At 60.2% G+C, this 15,227-nt stretch carries 20 protein-coding genes and 1 pseudogene; 5 read left to right on the forward strand and 16 right to left on the reverse strand.

The genetic code is table 11. From position 1 onward, the window contains the following. The 3 genes from ACSQ9D_RS04095 to ACSQ9D_RS04105 are packed head-to-tail and all read right to left on the reverse strand — an operon-like array spanning position 1 to position 1,094. Entirely contained in the window at positions 1–360 is a 360-nt protein-coding gene (locus ACSQ9D_RS04095; RefSeq protein ID WP_436281259.1) for a YciI family protein, read from the reverse strand. A gap of 4 nt (positions 361–364) precedes the next feature. Beyond that, entirely contained in the window at positions 365–724 is a 360-nt protein-coding gene (locus ACSQ9D_RS04100; RefSeq protein ID WP_436281260.1) for a YciI family protein, read from the reverse strand. 10 nt (positions 725–734) lie between these two features. Next, positions 735–1,094 carry a YciI family protein gene (locus ACSQ9D_RS04105; RefSeq protein WP_436281261.1) on the reverse strand — a complete coding sequence of 120 codons (360 nt, stop codon included), beginning with the start codon at positions 1,092–1,094 and terminating at the stop codon, positions 735–737. Between the two features lie 148 nt (positions 1,095–1,242). On the opposite strand from ACSQ9D_RS04105, the gene ACSQ9D_RS04110 reads away from it, so the two are divergent. Further along, positions 1,243–1,467 (forward strand): hypothetical protein, encoded by a 225-nt coding sequence (locus ACSQ9D_RS04110; RefSeq protein ID WP_436281262.1) that lies wholly within the window; start codon positions 1,243–1,245, stop codon positions 1,465–1,467. 10 nt (positions 1,468–1,477) lie between these two features. Here the strand turns inward: ACSQ9D_RS04110 and ACSQ9D_RS04115 are convergent, their stop codons facing one another. Next, on the reverse strand, positions 1,478–2,974 hold the full coding sequence (locus ACSQ9D_RS04115) for an AMP nucleosidase (RefSeq protein ID WP_037117128.1): 1,497 nt from the start codon (positions 2,972–2,974) through the stop codon (positions 1,478–1,480). 94 nt (positions 2,975–3,068) lie between these two features. Next, positions 3,069–3,245, reverse strand: a complete 177-nt coding sequence (locus ACSQ9D_RS04120; protein ID WP_167371543.1) for a hypothetical protein — start codon at positions 3,243–3,245, stop codon at positions 3,069–3,071. A 155-nt stretch (positions 3,246–3,400) separates the two neighbouring features. On the opposite strand from ACSQ9D_RS04120, the gene ACSQ9D_RS04125 reads away from it, so the two are divergent. Next, positions 3,401–4,099: a glutathione S-transferase N-terminal domain-containing protein gene (locus ACSQ9D_RS04125; protein WP_436281263.1), complete on the forward strand. Its 699-nt coding sequence runs from the start codon at positions 3,401–3,403 to the stop codon at positions 4,097–4,099. Positions 4,100–4,160: 61 nt separating this feature from the next. Here the strand turns inward: ACSQ9D_RS04125 and ACSQ9D_RS04130 are convergent, their stop codons facing one another. Continuing rightward, a complete protein-coding gene (locus ACSQ9D_RS04130; protein WP_436281264.1) occupies positions 4,161–4,499 on the reverse strand; it encodes a DUF2147 domain-containing protein in 339 nt (112 codons plus the stop codon). A 435-nt stretch (positions 4,500–4,934) separates the two neighbouring features. Here ACSQ9D_RS04130 and ACSQ9D_RS04135 point away from each other — a divergent pair, with 435 nt between their 5' ends. Beyond that, positions 4,935–5,201 (forward strand): sel1 repeat family protein, encoded by a 267-nt coding sequence (locus ACSQ9D_RS04135; protein ID WP_037117125.1) that lies wholly within the window; start codon positions 4,935–4,937, stop codon positions 5,199–5,201. Between the two features lie 135 nt (positions 5,202–5,336). On the opposite strand, the gene ACSQ9D_RS04140 is transcribed toward ACSQ9D_RS04135, so the two are convergent. Both ACSQ9D_RS04140 and ACSQ9D_RS04145 read right to left on the reverse strand, forming a co-directional pair. Then, a complete protein-coding gene (locus tag ACSQ9D_RS04140; RefSeq protein WP_436281265.1) occupies positions 5,337–6,449 on the reverse strand; it encodes a pyridoxal phosphate-dependent aminotransferase in 1,113 nt (370 codons plus the stop codon). A 94-nt stretch (positions 6,450–6,543) separates the two neighbouring features. After that, complete coding sequence (locus ACSQ9D_RS04145) at positions 6,544–6,939, reverse strand: PilZ domain-containing protein (protein WP_436281266.1); 396 nt, start codon at positions 6,937–6,939, stop codon at positions 6,544–6,546. A gap of 284 nt (positions 6,940–7,223) precedes the next feature. On the opposite strand from ACSQ9D_RS04145, the gene ACSQ9D_RS04150 reads away from it, so the two are divergent. Next, a complete protein-coding gene (locus tag ACSQ9D_RS04150; protein ID WP_436281267.1) occupies positions 7,224–7,670 on the forward strand; it encodes a baeRF12 domain-containing protein in 447 nt (148 codons plus the stop codon). Between the two features lie 41 nt (positions 7,671–7,711). Here ACSQ9D_RS04150 and ACSQ9D_RS04155 read toward each other — a convergent pair whose 3' ends face one another. Together ACSQ9D_RS04155 and ACSQ9D_RS04160 are read right to left on the reverse strand one after the other, a co-directional pair. Further along, complete coding sequence (locus tag ACSQ9D_RS04155) at positions 7,712–8,578, reverse strand: LysR family transcriptional regulator (protein WP_436281268.1); 867 nt, start codon at positions 8,576–8,578, stop codon at positions 7,712–7,714. A 299-nt stretch (positions 8,579–8,877) separates the two neighbouring features. Then, positions 8,878–9,210 carry a hypothetical protein gene (locus tag ACSQ9D_RS04160; RefSeq protein WP_436283762.1) on the reverse strand — a complete coding sequence of 111 codons (333 nt, stop codon included), beginning with the start codon at positions 9,208–9,210 and terminating at the stop codon, positions 8,878–8,880. A 349-nt stretch (positions 9,211–9,559) separates the two neighbouring features. Here ACSQ9D_RS04160 and ACSQ9D_RS04165 point away from each other — a divergent pair, with 349 nt between their 5' ends. Beyond that, positions 9,560–10,000, forward strand: a complete 441-nt coding sequence (locus ACSQ9D_RS04165) for a glyoxalase superfamily protein (RefSeq protein WP_436281269.1) — start codon at positions 9,560–9,562, stop codon at positions 9,998–10,000. An 8-nt stretch (positions 10,001–10,008) separates the two neighbouring features. On the opposite strand, the gene ACSQ9D_RS04170 is transcribed toward ACSQ9D_RS04165, so the two are convergent. The 6 genes and pseudogenes from ACSQ9D_RS04170 to iolD form a co-directional block, all read right to left on the reverse strand. Continuing rightward, complete coding sequence (locus ACSQ9D_RS04170; protein WP_436281270.1) at positions 10,009–10,167, reverse strand: hypothetical protein; 159 nt, start codon at positions 10,165–10,167, stop codon at positions 10,009–10,011. An 86-nt stretch (positions 10,168–10,253) separates the two neighbouring features. Continuing rightward, on the reverse strand, positions 10,254–11,087 hold the full coding sequence (locus tag ACSQ9D_RS04175; RefSeq protein ID WP_436281271.1) for a helix-turn-helix domain-containing protein: 834 nt from the start codon (positions 11,085–11,087) through the stop codon (positions 10,254–10,256). Positions 11,088–11,126: 39 nt separating this feature from the next. Then, positions 11,127–11,297: pseudogene (locus ACSQ9D_RS04180) on the reverse strand (DUF1127 domain-containing protein); the annotation flags it as partial. Positions 11,298–11,480: 183 nt separating this feature from the next. Further along, on the reverse strand, positions 11,481–12,278 hold the full coding sequence (iolB, locus tag ACSQ9D_RS04185; RefSeq protein WP_436281272.1) for a 5-deoxy-glucuronate isomerase: 798 nt from the start codon (positions 12,276–12,278) through the stop codon (positions 11,481–11,483). Between the two features lie 111 nt (positions 12,279–12,389). Beyond that, complete coding sequence (iolE, locus tag ACSQ9D_RS04190; protein ID WP_436281273.1) at positions 12,390–13,307, reverse strand: myo-inosose-2 dehydratase; 918 nt, start codon at positions 13,305–13,307, stop codon at positions 12,390–12,392. A gap of 67 nt (positions 13,308–13,374) precedes the next feature. Beyond that, positions 13,375–15,225, reverse strand: coding sequence for a 3D-(3,5/4)-trihydroxycyclohexane-1,2-dione acylhydrolase (decyclizing) (iolD, locus tag ACSQ9D_RS04195; protein WP_436281274.1), 1,851 nt, complete (start codon positions 15,223–15,225; stop codon positions 13,375–13,377). Between the last annotated feature and the right edge of the window lie 2 nt (positions 15,226–15,227).

The following is a 15,227-nucleotide window of genomic DNA, read 5'->3' on the forward strand; positions in this document are numbered from 1 at the left end:
TCACTCCGGTAGTGTCAATATCCGCACCGGGCGGACCTCCACCGCGCCAATTTTGGCGCACGGAATTCCAGCGGCGATTGCCTTCGCCTCATCCATGTCGGATGCATCGATAACATAGACGCCGGCCAGATGCTCCTTCGTCTCGACATAGGGGCCGTCCGTCATGCTGAGCTCATGGTTGCGCACTCGCAGGACGACAGCCTTCTCAGGCGTCTCGAGGGCGTCGGCATGGATCAGCGTCCCACGATCGCGCAGCTCTTCGTCGAAGCTGAAATGAGCGCGAACGACAGCCTCGGCTTCGGCCGCGGTCTGTCGACCGTCAACGTCGGCCGAATTGTAGATCAAGCAAACATAGCGCATCGCACTATCTCCCGTCTTTGATGGAATAGGCCGGGCGTATTTCGACCGAGGCGTACTTCAGTATGGGGAACGTCGAGACAACCGCCTTGGCTTTTTCCATGTCGGCGGCTTCGATCAGCACGAAGCCACCCAGGTGTTCCTTGATCTCGGCGAAGGGACCGTCGGTTGCCGTGGTGATGCCCTGCCTCACGCGCAGGGTTACCGCCGCGTCGGGAGCTTGCAGCGCAAGCGCGGCCTGCAGGACGCCGCGGTCCCGCCAATGATCGTCGCTTGCGATGCACTCTTGCGTCAACACATCCCACTCTTCCTGCGGTACGAGCTTGCTCTTCTCGGTGTCGAACCAGATCTGGCAAAGATACTTCATGACGTCTCTCTCAATTGTGGACCGGAATATCGTAGATCGGCCGGACTTCGATCGATCCCAGCCTCGCGAGCGGGATGCCGGCCGCAACGCGAATCGCATCGTTCAGATCTTTCGCGTCGATGAGAATGAAGCCGCCGAGTTGCTCCTTTGTTTCCGCAAAAGGGCCGTCCGTCACCGACATTTCATCGTTGCGAACGCGGACGGTCACGGCATTCTTCGGCGATTGCAACGCGTGCGCGGTGACCATGTGGCCGCTCGCGATCAGATCATCATCGTAGGCGAGGGACGCCCTGTCGAGGTTCCCTTTCTCCTCATCGGTCATGGCTTCAAGCGTCGCAGGCTCGAACCAGACCTGGCAGAGATATTTCATCGTTTGCTCTCCCTGGTGCCAATAATCATTGGACGATCAGCCTAGGGCGATTTCGACAGGATGCGAAAAAATCTTTTTTGCGGAAGGTTGCGTCGAAACGAGCAGGCTGGCTTCGACCAAGTGTCGTCAACAACATGGAGTGACGACGATGAGTCTTTTCGAGATTGTGCTGGCCAACTGCATCCGGGCAAGTCGCCAACAGGACAAGCAGCATCATCGGGTCGATACGGACCTGCCAACGAGGCGGGCCATGATCACCCGGTTCGCTGCGGTCGCTGCCCTTTTCGCGATCTCTGTCCTAGCGCTGGATACTGCCGGCGAGCGTTATGAGCGTCAGCTCGCCACCAACGCGGTGGCCGCCACACGCCAGTAAGGAAAACGGCCTATTGAAAGGCTGTTTCGAAGAAGCTCCTGAGCTTGCGTGAATGCAGCGCTTCCGGCGGCATTGCTGCGAGCTTCTGGATCGCTCGGATGCCGATCTGCAGGTGCTGGTTGACCTGCGTCCTGTAGAATGCAGTCGCCATGCCCGGCAGCTTCAATTCGCCGTGCAGCGGTTTGTCCGAGACGCAGAGCAAAGTGCCGTAGGGTACGCGGAAGCGGAAGCCGTTCGCTGCAATCGTCGCCGACTCCATGTCGAGCGCAATGGCGCGAGCCTGGGACAGGCGTCTGACCGGGCCGCGCTGGTCGCGCAATTCCCAATTCCGGTTGTCGATCGTGCCGACCGTGCCGGTGCGCATGATGCGCTTCAACTCGAAGCCCTCATAACCGGTGACCTCGGCGACCGCACCCTCCAGCGCTACCTGCACTTCCGCAAGCGCCGGAATCGGTACCCAGACGGGCAGATCGTCGTCCAGGACATGGTCTTCGCGCATATAGGCGTGTGCCAGGACATAATCGCCCAGGCGCTGGCTGTTGCGCAGGCCAGCGCAATGGCCGAGCATCAGCCAGGCATGCGGACGAAGCACGGCCACGTGGTCGGTGATCGTCTTGGCGTTGGACGGGCCGACGCCGATGTTGATCATGGTGATACCGGCATGCCCCTTCTTTTTCAGGTGGTAGGCGGGCATTTGCGGCAGGCGTGCAAGCGCAACGTCGGTCTCGGGCTGACTGGAGCCGGCATGCGTGACGATGTTGCCGGGCTCGACGAAGGCCGTATAGCCATCGCCCCCTTCTGCCATCAGCTTGCGTGCCCAGAGGCAGAATTCGTCGATGTAGAACTGGTAGTTCGTAAACAGCACGAAATTCTGGAAGTGCTGCGCGCCGGTTGCCGTGTAGTGCGCAAGACGGGCAAACGAATAGTCGATGCGCTGGGCCGTAAAGGCCGCAAGCGGCGAAGGTTCACCCGGCGGCGGGATGTATTCGCCGTTGGCGATTTCGTCGTCCGTCGTATTCAGGTCCGGCGTGTCGAAGAGATCGCGCATCGGAATGTCCAGGAAGGCTGCGGCTGATGCCTCGACATGCGCGCCCTCTGCGAAAGCAAAATGCAGCGGAATAGGCGTCGTCGATTCAGAGACGACGACCGGCACGTCATGATTTTTCATCAGCAGGCCAAGCTGCTGCTTCAGATAGTGCCGGAAAAGTTGCGGCCGCGTGATCGTCGTCGTGTAGACGCCAGGAGCGGTAACATGGCCGTAGGACAGGCGGGTATCGACGTGGCCGTAACTCGTCGTCTCGATGCTCACCTGCGGATAGAAGGCGCGATAGCGCGATGTGATCGGCGCGCCCTTAGCGAGCCTGGCGAAGCTCTCAATCAGGAAGGTGGTGTTGCGCTCGTAGAGTTCCGTCAGCACGTCGACAGCCTTGACGGGATCGTCAAAGGTTTGCGGAACGAAAGGTGACGGGGACGAAATGTCGAGGGGGGAAGAGATTCGTTTGCTCATGCGCCATTATAGAGTGTTGTTTTTAACAAGCAAACGACGCGTCGGAGGGGATTGCACAGATTTGGGCGCGGCGATGTGCCGCCGTGCCGATGGACTAGCGGCTTGTCCTGCAGAATGGGCTGGTGGCGTCGAAGCAGGTGTAGTTGGCTCCGAAATGAGATTGCGCACCGCCTCCCGCATTGCGGCTGACAACTGCCGAGAAGCTCACGGCGAAGAGCGCTGCAAACAGTGTGATGATGGTGAAACGTCTTGCCAAAATGAGCATATCCATGACTTTGCCCCGGTATCGCCTTAGCGTTGAGACAGTTTTGCCACGTTGTGGCTGAACCGGTGCTGAGATCACGGTTCATCAGGCGTTCAGGAAGCCGGGCGGCTTGAAGCGCGGCGGGCGCTGCTTATCTCTTTAGTCCCGCAAAGGAGATTTTCATGACGGCACCGATTAAGCTTTATTATTGGCCGACGCCGAATGGCTGGAAGATCAGCATCATGCTCGAGGAACTCGGCGTTCCCTACGAGGTCAAGTACATCAATATCGGCCGGGGCGAGCAATTCGCGCCGGAGTTCCTGAAGATCGCCCCGAACAACCGCATGCCCGCGATCATCGATCCGGATGGTCCTGGCCGTGAACCGATCTCCGTGTTCGAGTCGGGCGCCATCCTCCAGTATCTCGGCCGAAAATTCGGGAAGTTCTATTCTGCCGACGAACGCACACGCGTCCAGATCGAGGAGTGGCTTTTCTGGCAGGTGGGCGGATTGGGCCCGATGGCGGGCCAGGCGCATCACTTCCGCGGTTATGCGCCGGAGAAGATTGAATACGGCATCAACCGCTATACCAATGAAGTAAACCGCCTGTACGGCGTGATGAACAAGCGGTTGGCAGAGCGCGAATATCTCGCCGGCGACTATTCGATCGCCGACATGGCATGCATCGGCTGGGTCATTCCTTTCGAGAAGCAGGGACAGGACCTCAACGAGTTTCCCAACCTCAAGCGCTGGTTCGAGACGATGATGGCGCGTCCGGCCGTGATCCGTGGCACGGCGATCGGCAAGGAAGAGCGCGAACGCAGCAACCTTGCCGAGGACAAGGAAGCACAAAAGATACTCTTCAATCAGCGCGCCCGCTGACAACTGATGCAGAAAAGCGCCCGGTTGGTTTCCAGGCGCTTCTTTTTCCGACTCGCTTTTTTTACAGGCGCGTCCAGGTCTGCGATTTGCAGAGCACGTTGAGGACGCACCCCTTCATCTTCAGCGAATTTCCGGAAACGTTGCCCGATCCGCTGTAGGTCTTGTCGTTGGCCGGATCCGTGATCTGGCCGGTATAGGTGACGCCGCTTCCTGCGAGCGTTCCAATCTTCTTGCCGGCATACTTGCCGGACTTCAGCACGATGCAGTAGCTGCCGCCGCAGGATGCAATATGGGCCGTATCGCCCGCAGCCGTCTTCCAGTTGCCGACGATCGGCTCGTCTGCAGAGGCTGCCCCGGCGGCAAGCACCAATGCGCCAGCGAAAATAAGTGTGCGGATCATTCGTTCCTCCCTAATGTCCAGGCGCGAAAATATATAACGCGAACGTAAACGTAAATGTGTTTTTCGCCACTCGCGACAACGGTTTTTCGTAAGTCAGAAGCTTCGATATTTTCCACTTCACGCATCTGGTGCTGATTTCGTGGTGAATGGAAGGTTGATTTTCAGATCTGAATATTCCGTAAAATTGTGTCGAAAATCCTTAATCTGCAGGGATTCCGATGTTTAACAAAAATCCAATTTTACCAAGCATTTGCACTTTGTTTGTCTCAAATTAATCATGCATTTTAGGCGTTTTTTGAAAGCGCCTTGGCATAGTGGAGCCATCAAACGAGCGGGGCAAACTCGCCGAACCGAAGGGTACTAAGGCCGCGATAGACGGCAGGGTCCCAAAGGTAAAACAGGGTGAGTCGACAACAGGAAAACAGGGATAAACCGATGGCACGCTTTGATATGCACAATGCTGGAATGGCCACCATGGGTGGCGAGAACAACGCCGACATCTTTTGCGAAATGGGTCTGATGTATGCGACCGGCCGCGGCTGCGCCGTCGATCTGGTCGCCGCTCACAAGTGGCTGAATATCGCGGCGATCAAGGGCAACGACCGCGCCGCGGAGCTTCGCGCCGACGTTGCTGCAAGCATGGACAAGATGCAGCTCGTAGAGGCGCTACGTGCTGCTCGCGAATGGATGACGATCCACTGAGGACCGGCTGCCTGCTAAGGCGCGGGGAAAACCAATAACAACCTCAAAAGAGGGGTAGGCAGGCGCTTTGGACGGAGCCGATGCCACGAACAGCAACCGCGACCGGCAGGAACAAGGCCGGCGCGGTTTTTTGCATCAACCCAGCGCCTTGAGCACCTGCGGCAATGCTTCCTCGAAAAGCGCCATGTCGGCCTCCGGTCCGACACTGACGCGGATGCAGCGGTTGAGCGGAGCCACACCCGGCATGCGGATGAAGACGCCGTGCTGCATCAGGCCATCGACGATGGCACGGGCATAGGTGCTGTCGCGTCCGGCATCGATCGCAACGAAATTTGTCGCGGAGGCAAGCGGAAGCAGGCCGTTGGCCTTGGCAATACCGGCGATCCGGTCACGCGCGCCGTGGATATTGGCCACCACCTCGGCGAGATAGGCCTGATCCTTGAGTGCCGCCAGCGCCGCGACCGTTGCCAGCCGGTTCATGCCGAAATGATTGCGGATCTTGTCGAAAGCGCGCGCCGTAGCGGGCGTCGAAATGACATAACCGACCCGGGCGCCGGCGAGGCCGTAGGCTTTCGAGAAGGTGCGTGTGCGCACGATGTTGGGCAGGTCGATCAGCGCGTCGATCGAGGGCAGAGATCCGGCCGGCCCGGTTTCGCTGTAGGCCTCGTCGAGGATGAGCATCGTGGTTTCCGGCAGCGCACGGGCAAATGCGACGATGCTTTCGGCATCCCACCAGCTTCCCATCGGATTGTCCGGATTGGCGAAATAGACCAGAGGCGCGTTCTCGCGCTTGACGGCCTCGAGGAGACCGTCGAGATCCTCGCGGTCGCTCGCATAAGGCACGGTGACGAGCCGCCCACCGAAGCCCGTAACGTGGAAATTGAAGGTTGGATAGCCACCGAGCGACGTCACGACAGGTGCCCCCGGCTCGATGACGAGCCGTACGATCTGCCCGAGCAGTTCGTCGATGCCGCCGCCTATCGCGATGGAGTCGATTCCGACGCCGAGATGGTTGGCAAGTGCTTGCCTGAGCACGTAGTTTTCAGGATCGTTGTATTTCCATATCTCGCCAGCCAGCTCACGCATGGCGGCGAGCACCGACGGGGCAGGGCCGAAGCCATTCTCGTTGGCGCCGATACGCGCCTTGACCTGAAGGCCGCGCTGACGCTCGATCGCTTCTGGGCCGACGAAAGGAACGGTGGAGGGAAGGGCGCTAGCAAGCGGCGTGAAGCGCGAGAAGGCGGACATGCTGGGGCAATTTCCTGGATGCTGTGAAAAATCGGACCGACAATAGGCCCTGCTGCCGCCAAGGCAAGAAACATTATTCCCAGGTCCAGGCGATTTACATGCGCACGGATCCGCGAGCCTCGATCGCTTCCACATTGCCGCTCATGAAGTCGGCGCGCACCACTCGGCGCAGAACTTCGGGGTCGATCGTATTGATGAACCGGACGCCGATCCGTTCGTTGTTGCGATAGACTTCGGCGCAACCGATCCGATAGGCAAGGCCAAGAATATTGAGGTAGTAGTGCTTCGGCAGGCCTGCGGTCGATGACACGATAAACGTAGCGCCACCGCGCGAGATATCGACGATCTCCGCGCTGCGGATGGAGATGCCGGTCAGGCAGGGTCGAACCGCGACGATCCGGGCTGGGCGCCTTACGACGAATTGTTCCCAGCGGGTTTCGTAAACCGCGGATTTCACGGTCGCAAGGTGTGTGGCGCGAAGCATCGACATCCCGCGTGTCTCCCTTGAACCAAGGTGATCCCGGTCCTCTTCGATTGGAGCCTCACACGAATGCTTTGCGCAATTGTCAAAGAAGAAAATACAATTTTAGCGATGCGGCCTTTTCTGCCCGCTCGCGGCCCTTCTGACTATGTCTCCTGCACGCGCCGAACGCCGATTGGATCGCCAAGCACCGCGATTGTCGCGAAATGTCATCGAACTCTTTACCGGCCCGCACGTTTGCCTAATTGTCGGAGACGTCCGGCGCTCCAAGATCGTAAAGCGAGGAAATCACAATGGTTGATGTCAGAGTCCCGTCGAAATCGTGGGTGGTCGTTTGCGATGGTGCCAAGGCATTGATCCTGCGGAACGCAGGCGATGTGGAATTGATGAACCTCAAGGTTGAGGAAATCTTGAGACAGCCCAATGAACCGGACCGCGAAATAGGCACCGACAAAGCGGGTCGTACCCACGCGGCCGATGGGCAGAGCGCTAGTGCTGTGGACCAAACGGATTGGCACGAGCAGGCCGAAGCCGCGTTTCTGAAGCAGGTTGCCGCAAAGATGGATGAACTCGTGCGCGAAAAGAACGCGCGTCGCATCATTCTGGTTGCGCCGCCAAAGGCACTCGGTACGCTACGCGGTAATCTGACGGCCGATGTTCAGGCTGCGATTTCGGCTGAGGTGCCGAAGGATTATATCAATCTGCCGGTTGACCAGATAGAGCGGCATCTGGCCGCTTGACGCAATATCGTTCAACGTGGGTTTTACCTGTGCTGCGGGTTTTATGCCCCTGGCGCACCACCTGCAAAAAGCGCCTCGTTTTCGGAAAGGAGCGCTACGAGTCGATCAATGACTGTGCGCACTTCCAGGCGCTGCCGTTCGTCGTCGTGAGCAGTGACCCACATCTCATAAGTCAGTTCATCGATGAGCGGGCCGGCGCGAACGAGGCTCTGATCGGCATCACCGATGAAGCATGGCAATACCCCGCGTCCGGCGCCGCCGCGGATGAGATAAAAGAGCATATGCGGCGTATTCGTCCAGCCTGTGATCCAATAATCCGGTTGCTCGAATGTCCACTTGTCGGCTGGCGTCGTGGCGATGTCGGTGCCTAGTGAAATCCAGTTGCGGTTGCGATCGTCGAAGCTGCGTGCCTGATAAACGGCATGTGCAACCGTGACGGATCGGCGGATGGCAACATTGCCGCTGTCGGGGCGGCTATGGCGTATGGCGATGTGCGCCTCGCGATAGGTGAAGTCGACGCCGGTATCGCAGGTCTTGTAGCACATGCGAAAAGCGTCCTTCGGGGTCCAGATGTTGGCAAGGCGGGAAGCGATAAAGCGTGACGTCCAGCTGTCCGCGGCCATCGAGACGATGGGAAACGTCAGGACTTCGCCCCGCCAGTCCGCAATGGACTGGGCTGCTTCCTGCATCAAGCGGACCCGCTCGAGGAGCGCAACGCCGTCTTTGGCCAGCAAGTATCCTGTCGGGCCGCGGTTGAAGAGCGCGCGTCCCGTCGCGCGCTCCAGTGCCAGCATGCGACGGCCGATCGTGGGCGCGCTGAGGCCGGTTTGCGATGCGGCCGCTGAAAGTCCGCCGCCGGTCGCGACGTGAAAGAACAGATGCAGATCGTCCCAACTCGCATCTTTCATGGATGAAAACCCCCTTTCTCCTGTGCGTCTACCTCAGGGGCACCGGACGACTTAGCTCAGTCACTCCAGCAATAGATGGAGGCTGAAGCAATGGATCTCAACTGGATGGCTCTCTGGAATGCGTTTCAAGATTGTGGTCGGAAAGATCGTCGGGATCGGTTCGCCGATCCGCTTGAAGGGCCGGAATGGCAGGACCTTCAACGGATCGTTCGGCTCATCGCCTGGCGGGCCGCAAGGCGCAGTGCCGCGAGAAGGGCCGCGCTTTCGCAGGTGAAGTGTGAGAGCGGGCCGGATCGAGGCTACGCTTCGAAGTTCAGCCGCAAGACGTGATGCAGGAATTCCGGATTGATCAACATGTTGAAGCTGATGGTCACCAGGTCGCCCTCGCGCTTGACCACCGTCGAGCCGATCTCGTCATGGATGCCGAGGATCTCGAGGAAGAAGTGGTTCGGGACCTCGAGGTTCGGATTGACCTCCAGCACTGCGCCAGCAAGCGTGATCGTGCGGATCAGGCAGCGGACCTGCGTTCCCGTGCTGAGGTGATGCCCGACGAAGATGATCTTGCCGGGGCGGTCGAGCGCAAATTCCCGGTAAGCCTGCTCGGGCTGCGGGTGCTCTGTGTCGAGGTGCATCTGAAAGGCCATGGCAGCCTCCGCTTGTTGTACGTTTCGAGATTAGCGCCAGATTGCTGACAACTTCTGAATAATCTTCCTACAATCCGAAGCTTATGCCTGTCTGGAGAGCGGAATGCGTCATTATTGGGCAGGGACGGGCGGTCGCTGAGGTTTAGGCGCCGCTTGACAGCTCGCCTTCCTTCAAGCATATCGGGCGTGGCTCGAGGCGCCGGCTGCTCGCGGACGACAAGTCCATGGTGAAGTCCTCGACAAGGCCAGTCACAGCCAATTTGGTGCATGCTGACTGCAGGTAATGCGAGCTCCCTTGTACAGGTCGAAATGGCATGCCTTCCGAAAGGCTGAATCCGTGACCACTGCATATCCGACAATCGACGAATTGAAATCGCAAGCCAAGCGCCTTCGCCAGGCCATGGAAACACGCGGCACTGCGATCTCTCATAGCGCCGCGCTCGAACTCGTTGCCCAGCAGCACGGCACGCGCGACTGGAACACGCTCTCCGCACTCGCCACTCGGCGCAACGAGGAGCCGATCGCCGCCATCTCCGTCGGTTCCCTGGTGCGCGGCCGTTATCTGGACCAACCGTTCACCGGCAAGGTGCTCGCGCTTGCGGGGCAGCCGGGAGGCGGGCTCCACAAGATCACCATCCACTTCGACGAACCGGTGGATGTCGTGACCTTCGAGAGCTTCTCCGCCTTCCGTCAGCGCATCAATGCGCAGCTCGACGGCAACGGCGTATCGCCGCGCAAGACGTCGAACGGCGTTCCGCATCTCGTGCTCGACATCTAGTAAGGCACCTAGTCTTTGCTGCGCGCCGTGCTTGCGGCTGCCGAGGCCTCCTTCAAGGCCTCAGCACATTCCCGACAGCAAACCTCGACGGTTTTTCCGCCGAGTTTCACGCTGATGGTGTCGGGGCCGAGTTCACAGTCGCAGGCGGCACATGTGGTCTTCTTCATGGGATTATCCTCCGTTTGCCGTCCCGGCTTGGGACGATGCCATCAGAGCATTCCACCCATAGGACCGCTGTCGAAATCTTTAGCGATCATGCCCGCAAGCGGGCTGCGCGCTGGAATTCCGCTGGCGTCTGGCCGAAGGCCTGCCGGAAGGACAATGTAAAATGGCTGTGGCTGGAGAAGCCAAGATCGAGCCCGAGCGCCGTCAGATCCTCGTACCTGCCGAGGAGATCGAGCGCTCGGGCAAGGCGCAGCCGCAACTGGTAGCGATAGAGCGGCGTCGCCTCCACTTTCTGGAAGACCTGGGTGAGATAGACCGGGGAGACGCCAACCTCTGTCGCGATATCGCCGAGCGTCCAGCGTCGCGCAAGATCGGAAGAGAGCACGAGCTTCGCGCGGTCGACGAGTTTCTGACTGCCGACGCTTGCGCCTGCAGCGTGCGAAGTCCGCTCCCCGAGCGAACGTCGCACCAACGTGAGAGCCAATGTCTCCGCCTCCAGGGTTTCGGCGGCGCCTCGATGCAGACCATGGCGAAGCAGCGCAACGAGCGCTTGTGCGCGCGGGTCGATGCGTCGCCGCTGGCGATGGAAGGAGACCGGAATGGCGGATTGCAACTGCCTTTTGGGGGCAAGTTCTGCCAACAGCGCCTCATCGATCGCAAGATCGAGGCAGGCATCCCCGCCCTCGACCGGATGGCTGATCCGGTAGCCTTGCGAAGCATTGAAGAACAGCACCTGATTGGCTTCCGCGACGGTGTCGTTACGTCCGACATGGCGCATGAAGACGCCGCGATAGGGATAAACCAAGCTGGTCTTGTGCGCGCATTCTTCATCGCTTTTGTGGCGGCACTCGCCGCTGCAGACGACATCGCGAATCGCGATCGTTTTCGTCCTCAGCAGCAGGGCGGTCGAGAATTTCGACATCAGCTCTATTACCTTCTCGGACCGGCCAGCATCATCGGCCTATCCAATGCTACCACAATCATTGCGATTGCTAGACTCGTGCCGGGTGGAGATATGGACATCGCTTTCGGTCTGACCACGGGAGAGGCCGATATCTTTCAGCTGTTCGTCGGAAAGCTCCAGCAGCGCATTACGATCCCGCCGTTGGGCCAGCTTGCGCGCGCTCCACCGGATCAAGCCGAGGAGCGTCGCGACCGACCATGCCCCGAACGCTTGCTTTGAAAAGGGCCTGTGAAGGGGCAGTGTCTCGGTCGGGTGTCGCATGACATTCCTCCATCCGTTGATGTTGATGGAGGAATTGAACCATCAGCGCCTCTGCGGCGCTGTCAGATTATTTAGCGATCGTCATCTCGCTTAGGCTTTCAGCAGCCACTCGTGTTCTGGCGCATTGTAGAACTTCCAGATGCGCTTTGGCCCAGCCATGACGTTCAGATAGTAGAGGTCATAGCCGTGGCAGGCCGCGCAAGGATGGTAGCCTTTTGGCACCAGCGTCACGTCGCCGTCCTCGAGCACCATCACTTCGTCCAGCGATCGGTCGTCGGTGTAGACGCGCTGGAAGCCGAAGCCCTGCGGCGGGTTGAGGCGGTGATAGTAGGTCTCTTCCAGGAAACTCTCGTTGGGAAGATCGTCCTGATCGTGCTTGTGCGGCGGGTAACTCGACGTGTGCCCGCCCGGCGTAATGACTTCGACGACCAGCAGCGAATGCGCCGAGGCGTCGTCTTCGGGCATAATGTTGTTGACGTGGCGCACATTGGTGCCCTTGCCGCGCGTCAGCGCCGCGTGGGTGCCGGGCGGAATCGCTTTCGCCTCGTAGGTGCCGCCTCCCGGAGCAGAGCAGACCGCAAGTTCGAGGTCCGTCTCGGCCGTCACCGACCACGAAGATTCCATCGGAATATAGAGCGCATGCGGTGCACCATCGAAGGGGCTCATGCGCTCGCCTAGCGTGCCGAAATCCTTGGTGCCGGCCTTGGCCTTGCCCTTGCCGCTGACCCAGACGAGGCAAACCTCGCGTTCGCCCGTTTCTGCGGAAACCGTCTCACCGGGCTTCAGCCGGTGCATGTCGAAGCCGACATAGGTCCAGCCGGCATTTTCCGGCGTGACATGAGTAACGCGGCCGTGCGCGCCCGACGGTTTCACCTTGAGGTTTGGCATTCGTGGTACTCCCTGATGATCTGGCTTTCTTACCCTCAACCCCTCCGCGTTGCGGGAGGGGTCGTAGGAGGAGCAGAAATCTAATTGGCCACACCTGTCGCGGACGGCGCGCTATTGCTTGGGGAAGCCTTCGGTTTCCACCGTGTAGCCGGCGGCGGTCATGACGCGCATCAATTCGGAGTGGCCAATCTCGGCCATTTTCTGCGGCGGAGCCCTGCGCGGATCCTGTTCGGCCTCGACGACGAACCATCCCTCGTAGCCGTGATCGGCCAGCCGCTGGACGATGGCGCCGAAATCGAGCGAGCCGTCGCCAGGCACGGTGAAGGCGCCGAGCGCCACCGCATCAAGGAAGGACTGCCGGCTGCGGTCCAACCCGTCCACCACGGGCTTGCGGATGTCCTTGACATGAACGTGGTTGATGCGGGCGTGGTGATTGCCTATGGCGCGCAACACGTCGCCGCCGGCAAAGGCCAGGTGCCCGGCATCGAGCAACAGCGGAATGCCTTGGCCCGAATTGCGCATGAAGGCGTCGAGTTCCGGCTCCGTTTCGACCACGGCAGCCATATGATGGTGATAGGAGAGCGGCATGCCCTGTTCGGCACACCATTCCCCGAACTGGGTGACGCGGCGCGCATAAGCCTTCATCTCGTCGTCGGAGAGGCGCGGCTTGGTCGCGAGCGGCTTGGAACGGTCGCCCTGGATGGAGCGGCCGACTTCGCCATAGACGATGCAGGGCGCATTGACCGCTTTGAACAGCTCGATCATCGGAGCGATGCGGTCCTTGTTGGCGGCAAGTTCCTCGTCGACCAGCGTGCCCGAGAACCAGCCGCCGCAAAGCGTCACGTCGGCGGCGCGCAGAATGGGCAGCATCTCCTTGGGATCGTTGGGGAAGCGGCGGCCCTGTTCCATGCCGGTAAAGCCTGCACTGCGCGATTGGCGCAAGCATTCCTCAAGGGATACATCGTCGCTGAGCTCAGGAAGGTCGTCGTTCCACCACGCGATGGGCGACATGCCAAGTTTGGCCTTCATCAATATTCTCCTTAAAGGCATTTTCTGAAGAACGGCAATCGCTCTCCCGAAAAACGACAACAATCAACTAGCCGATACGCTGGGTGGCGCGCGCTTCGACGTAGGCCTTGCGCGCCTTGTTGACCTGCTCGCGCGGGCTGACTTCGGGGACGGCAACGTCCCACCAGTAGCCACCGGCTTCCGTGGTGATCAGCGGGTCGGTGTCGATGACAAAGACCGATGTGCGATCGTTCTTCTTCGAGTCGGCAATTGCCTTCTCGAGCTCGGCGATCGACGCGACCTTCACCGCAACGGCCCCCATGCTCTCGGCATGGGCCCGGAAATCGATCTCCGGCATCACTTCGTAGTGCGCATCCTTCAACAGGTTGTTGAAGTTCGCACCGCCGGTTGCCATCTGCAGGCGGTTGATGCACCCGTAGCCGCGATTGTCGAGCAGCACAATGTTAAGCTTCAGGCCGAGCATGACCGATGTCGCGAGCTCGGAATTCAGCATCATATAGGAGCCGTCACCGACGAGGACGAACACTTCCTTTTCGGGATGCGCCATCTTGGCGCCAAGGCCGCCGGCGATCTCGTAGCCCATGCAGGAGAAGCCGTATTCCATGTGATAGCTGCCCGGCACCGTCGCCGGCCAGAGCTTGTGCATCTCGCCCGGCAAACCGCCCGCTGCGCAGAGGCCGATTGCCTTTTCGAGATTGATCGAGCGTGTGACCGCCCCGATCACCTGGGCGTCGGAGGGCAGGGCGGCATTGGTGCTCGCCATCGCCTTGGCGGCTGCCTCCATCCAGACCTTCTTTTCCTGTTCGGCCTTCACCGCCAATGCGGCCGGTGCCGTCCAGCCGGCGAGGCCGCTCGACACGGCCTTCAGGCCTTCGCGGGCGTCGGCCACCAACGTCTGGCCGTCGTGCTTCGCGGCATCGTAGGTGGCGATGTTCAGGCCGAGAATATTCAGCTTCTCGTTCTGGAAGAGCGCCCACGAACCGGTCGTGAAGTCCTGGCAGCGCGTGCCGACCGCGATGATCAGGTCCGTTTCGACGGCAATCGCATTGGCCGCCGATGTGCCGGTGACACCAACCGAGCCAAGCGCCAGCGGATGCCGCTCGTCGATCGCCGACTTTCCGGCCTGCGTGACGAGGACCGGAATGCGGTGCTCCTCGGCGAAGGCGGTCAGTTCCTTGGTCGCCTGCGAGTAGAGGACGCCGCCGCCAGCGATGATGACGGGCTTTTCGGATTTCTTGATGAGCGCAATCGCATTCGCCAGCTCATCGGCATCCGGGCGCGGACGGCGCGTCGTCCAGACGCGTTCCTCGAAGAAGCTTTCGGGATAATCGAAAGCTTCCGCCTGCACGTCCTGGCAAAGAGACAGCGTAACCGGGCCGCAATCCAGCGGATCCGTCAGCACCTGCATGGCACGCTTCAGCGCCGCGATGATCTGTTCCGGCCGCGTGATCCGATCGAAGTATCGCGAAACCGGGCGGAAGGCGTCGTTGGCCGACACCGTACCATCGCCAAAATCCTCGATCTGCTGCAGCACCGGATCCGGCGCGCGGTTGGCGAAGACGTCGCCCGGCAGGAAGAGAACAGGAATGCGATTGACGTGCGCGACACCGGCAGCCGTCACCATGTTGAGCGCGCCGGGGCCGATGGAGGTGGTGCACGCCATGAATCGCTGGCGGAAATTCGCCTTGGCATATGCGATGGCCGCATGCGCCATGCCTTGCTCGTTATGGGCGCGATAGGTCGGCAGTTCACCGCGCACCTGATAGAGCGCTTCGCCGATGCCGGCAACGTTGCCGTGCCCGAAGATCGCCCAGACGCCACCGAAGATCGGCACCTTCTTGCCGTCGACGATGGTCATCTGCTTCTTGAGGAAATGCGCAACCGCCTGCGCCATCGTCAATCGTACAGTCTTGCCCATGG

Source organism: Rhizobium sp. LjRoot258, from assembly GCF_964254185.1.
In the GTDB taxonomy this organism is placed as follows: Bacteria; Pseudomonadota; Alphaproteobacteria; order Rhizobiales; family Rhizobiaceae; genus Rhizobium.